2 protein-coding genes are annotated in these 4,185 nt (G+C 69.7%); both read left to right on the top strand.

Annotation, left to right across the window (positions count from 1 at the left end):
* The first annotated feature begins 421 nt into the window (after positions 1-421).
* Complete coding sequence (locus ACWD38_RS30080; RefSeq protein WP_450125421.1) at positions 422-2,155, top strand: ABC transporter ATP-binding protein; 1,734 nt, start codon at positions 422-424, stop codon at positions 2,153-2,155.
* Positions 2,152-4,008, top strand: coding sequence for an ABC transporter ATP-binding protein (locus ACWD38_RS30085; protein WP_450125422.1), 1,857 nt, complete (start codon positions 2,152-2,154; stop codon positions 4,006-4,008). Before ACWD38_RS30080 ends, ACWD38_RS30085 begins: the two co-directional genes overlap by 4 nt.
* Positions 4,009-4,185: the final 177 nt, after the last annotated feature.

Consider the following 4,185-nt stretch of genomic DNA (forward strand, 5'->3'; position numbering starts at 1 on the left):
TAACCTCAGCGTTCTTCTCGCTGCGGGATCTTTTTCCCGAGTGGCTCCGCCACGAGGGAAAAAGCTGTCCTCGCGAGAAGAACGCTGAGAACCCGCGGGTGGTCGGCTTGCTCAAGCTGGTCACTGCTCAGCGGCTTCGCCGCTGACAGGACAACGACGAAGGGCAAGATCGAAGACAGGTGGTCGGTCCCTTCCTCTCGGGAGCGCGACGGGTCGCCGTCCTCGCGAGACGGCGCTGAGAACCCGCGCCGCCGCAGCGGGGACGACGAGCTTGGGACACCGGTGTGGACGGAGCACTAGTCCCCGTGTCCTGCCCCTAGGGGCGAAGTCGAACGGCGCGAGTGCTCGTCGGGAAGGGTTAAGCTGGCCGGTGGTCCTTCGCCGTCCGCGGAGGTCTCCCCGACTTCCGCAGAGGGATCGCGTGCTGCTCCGATTACTGCGGGCCCACCTGCGGCCCTACGCGTTGCCGATCATCGCGCTGGTCGTGCTGCAGCTGGTCCAGACGGTCGCCACGCTGTACCTGCCCGCGCTGAACGCCGACATCATCGACAACGGCGTGCTCACCGGCGACCAAGGTCACATCCTGCGCGTCGGCGGCGTGATGCTCGCGGTGGCGGCGGTGCAGCTGATCTGCGCGATCGGCGCCGTCGGCTTCGGCGCCCGGACCGCGACGGCGCTCGGCCGCGACCTGCGCGCCTCGGTGTTCGACCAGGTGCAGTCCTTCTCCGCGCGCGAAGTGGGGCGGTTCGGGGCGCCGTCGCTGATCACCCGCACGACCAACGACGTCCAGCAGATCCAGATGCTGGTGCTGGTCACCTTCACGCTGATGATCACCGCGCCGATCATGTGCGTCGGCGGGATCGTGCTGGCGCTCGACCAGGACGCGGTGCTCTCCGGGCTGCTCGTGGTGGTCGTGCCGCTGCTGGGCGTGCTCATCGCGCTGCTCGTCGCCCGGTTGCGGCCGCTGTTTCGCGCCATGCAGGTGCGCATCGACGCGGTCAACCGCATCCTGCGCGAGCAGATCAACGGCTTGCAGGTCATCCGCGCGTTCAACAAGGACGTCCACGAGCAGCGCCGGTTCGGCGAGGCGAACGTCGAACTGACCGGCACCGCGCTGCGCGTCGGGAACCTGATGGCGCTGATGTTCCCCACGGTGATGATCGTGGTGAACGTGTCCAGCGTCGCGGTGACCTGGTTCGCCGCCGGGCGCATCGACTCTGGTGCGATGCAGGTCGGCGCGCTCGTCGCCTTCCTGAGCTACCTGATGCAGATCCTCATGTCGGTGATGATGGCGACGTTCATGTTCATGATGATCCCGCGCGCCGAGGTGTGCGCCGAACGCATCCAGGAAGTGCTCGACACCGAGAGCACGGTCCGCCTGCCGAGCGAGCCGGTCCGCGAGCTGCACCGGCGCGGCCACCTGGAACTGCGCGACGTCGGCTTCCGCTACCCGGGCGCGGAGGAACCGGTGCTGCAGGGCATCGAGTTCCACGCGCGCCCCGGTGAGACCACGGCGATCATCGGCAGCACCGGCAGCGGCAAGAGCACCCTGATCAACCTCATCCCCCGGCTGTCCGACGTCACGACCGGCACGATCCTGATCGACGGCGTCGACGTCCGGGACCTGGATCCGGCGACGCTGACCCGGACCGTCGCGTTCGTCCCGCAACGCCCGTACCTGTTCTCCGGCACCGTGGCGAGCAACCTGCGCTACGGCGACCCGGAGGCCACCGACGACGACCTGTGGCACGCGCTGGAGATCGCGCGGGCCGCCGATTTCGTGCGCCGGTTGCCCGGCGGGCTCGACGCGCCGCTGTCCCAAGGCGGCGGCAACGTCTCCGGCGGCCAGCGCCAGCGGCTCGCCATCGCCAGGGCGCTGGTGCGGCGCCCCGAGATCCACCTGTTCGACGACTCGTTCTCCGCGCTGGACTACGCCACCGACGCGCAGGTCCGGGCCGGGCTGCGGCAGGAGACGGCGGACGCGACGGTCGTCATCGTCGCCCAGCGGGTCAACACGATCCGCGACGCCGACCGCATCTTGGTGCTCGACGCGGGACGGCTCGTCGGGGCAGGCACCCACCAGGAGCTGATGGCGGACAACGAGACCTACCGGGAGATCGTCCTGTCGCAGCTGTCCGAGGAGGAAGCGGCATGAGCGCCCCCACCCGTGCCCGCCCGTCCGGTGAGGGGGCCACGGCGCAGCCCGCACCGGACCGCAACCGGCCCACCGGCTTCGTCGCTTCGGCCCGGCGGCTGCTCGGACGGCTCGGCCCCGAACGGCCGCTGCTGATCGTGGTGGTGCTGCTGGCCGTGGTGAGCGTGACGTTGAGCGTGCTCGGACCCAAGTACCTCGGGCAGGCCACCGACCTGATCATCGCGGGTGCGGCCGGGGGCGGCGTCGACTTCGCAGCGGTGGGTTCCGTCCTGCTGGCGGCGTTGGCGGTCTACGCGGGCTCCGGCCTGTTCGGCGTCGCGCAAGCTCGGCTGACCAACGGCGCCGTGCAGCGCACGGGCAGCCGGTTGCGCCGGGACGCGGAGGCCAAGCTCGCGAAGCTGCCGGTGAGCCACTTCGACCGCCAGTCCCGCGGCGAGGTGCTCAGCCGGGTCACCAACGACATCGACAACGTGAGCCAGTCGCTGCAGCAAACGCTCTCGCAGGTCGTCGTCTCGGTGCTGACCATCCTCGGCGTGCTCGCGGTGATGTTCTCCATCTCCGGGCTGCTGGCGCTGTTCGCGCTGCTGAGCATCCCGCTGTCGGCGCTCGTCACGTACCGGATCGGCAAGCGGGCGCAGCCGCAGTTCGCGGCGCAGTGGAAGAGCACCGGCGAGCTCAACGGGCACGTCGAGGAGATGTACACCGGGCACTCCACCATCAAGGCCTTCGGCCGCCAGCAGAACGCCGCCGAGACCTTCCGGGCGCGAAACGAGGAGTTGGCGGCGGCCGGGTTCCGCGCCCAGTTCCTGTCGGGGCTGATCCAGCCCGGCATGATGTTCCTGAGCAACCTGAACTACCTGCTGGTCGCGGTGGTCGGCGGCCTCCGCGTCGCGTCCGGCGCGCTCTCGGTGGGGGACGTGCAGGCGTTCGTGCAGTACTCCCGCCAGTTCAGCCAGCCGCTGACGCAGGTCGCGAGCATGGCCGCGCTGCTGCAGTCCGGGCTCGCTTCGGCGGAGCGGGTCTTCGACTTCCTCGACGCGCCCGAACAGGAGCCCTCGCCCGACGACGCCGCGACCTCCGACCGCCCGCGCGGCCGGGTCGCGTTCGAGCACGTGGCGTTCCGCTACCGGCCGGACGAACCGCTGATCGAAGACCTCTCGCTGATCGCCGAGCCGGGCGACACGGTCGCCATCGTCGGCCCCACCGGAGCGGGCAAGAGCACCCTGGTCAACCTGCTGATGCGGTTCTACGAGATCAGCGCGGGCCGGATCACCCTGGACGGCGTCGACACCCGCACGATGTCCCGGGAGCGGCTGCGGGCCGCGACCGGCATGGTCCTGCAGGACACCTGGCTGTTCGGCGGCACCATCGCGGAGAACATCGCCTACGGCAAGCAGGACGCGACCCGCGAGGAGGTCGTCGAAGCCGCGAAGGCCGCGCACGTCGACCACTTCGCCCGCAGCCTGCCGGACGGCTACGACACCGTCCTCGACGACGAGGGCACCGGGGTCAGCGCGGGGGAGAAGCAGCTGATCACGATCGCGCGGGCGTTCCTGGCCGACCCGTCGATCCTCGTGCTCGACGAGGCGACCAGCTCCGTGGACACCCGCACCGAGGCGCTGATCCAGCGGGCCATGGCCACGTTGCGCACCGGGCGCACCGCGTTCGTCATCGCGCACCGGCTCTCCACGATCCGCGACGCCCACACGATCCTCGTCATGGACGGCGGCGCGATCATCGAGCAGGGCTCGCACGACGAGCTGATCGCCGCCGGTGGGACCTACGCGGCACTGCACTCCGCGCAGTTCACCGGCCCGGCAGAGCCTGAAAGTCGACGCTCCGCCTGTTTTTGATCTTGCCTCTCCAGGTGAGCGGCGTTCGTGGTCGTTGTCTTGTCAGCGGCGAAGCCGCTGAGCAGCGACCAGCTTGAGCAAAACGACCACCGGCGGGTTCTCAGCGGCTTCCTCGCGAGGACAGCGATTTCGCTGTGTATGGACATACATGAGAAATCGATCCCGCAGCGAGGAAGC

The sequence above is a fragment of the Saccharopolyspora sp. NPDC002578 genome (genome assembly GCF_053592695.1).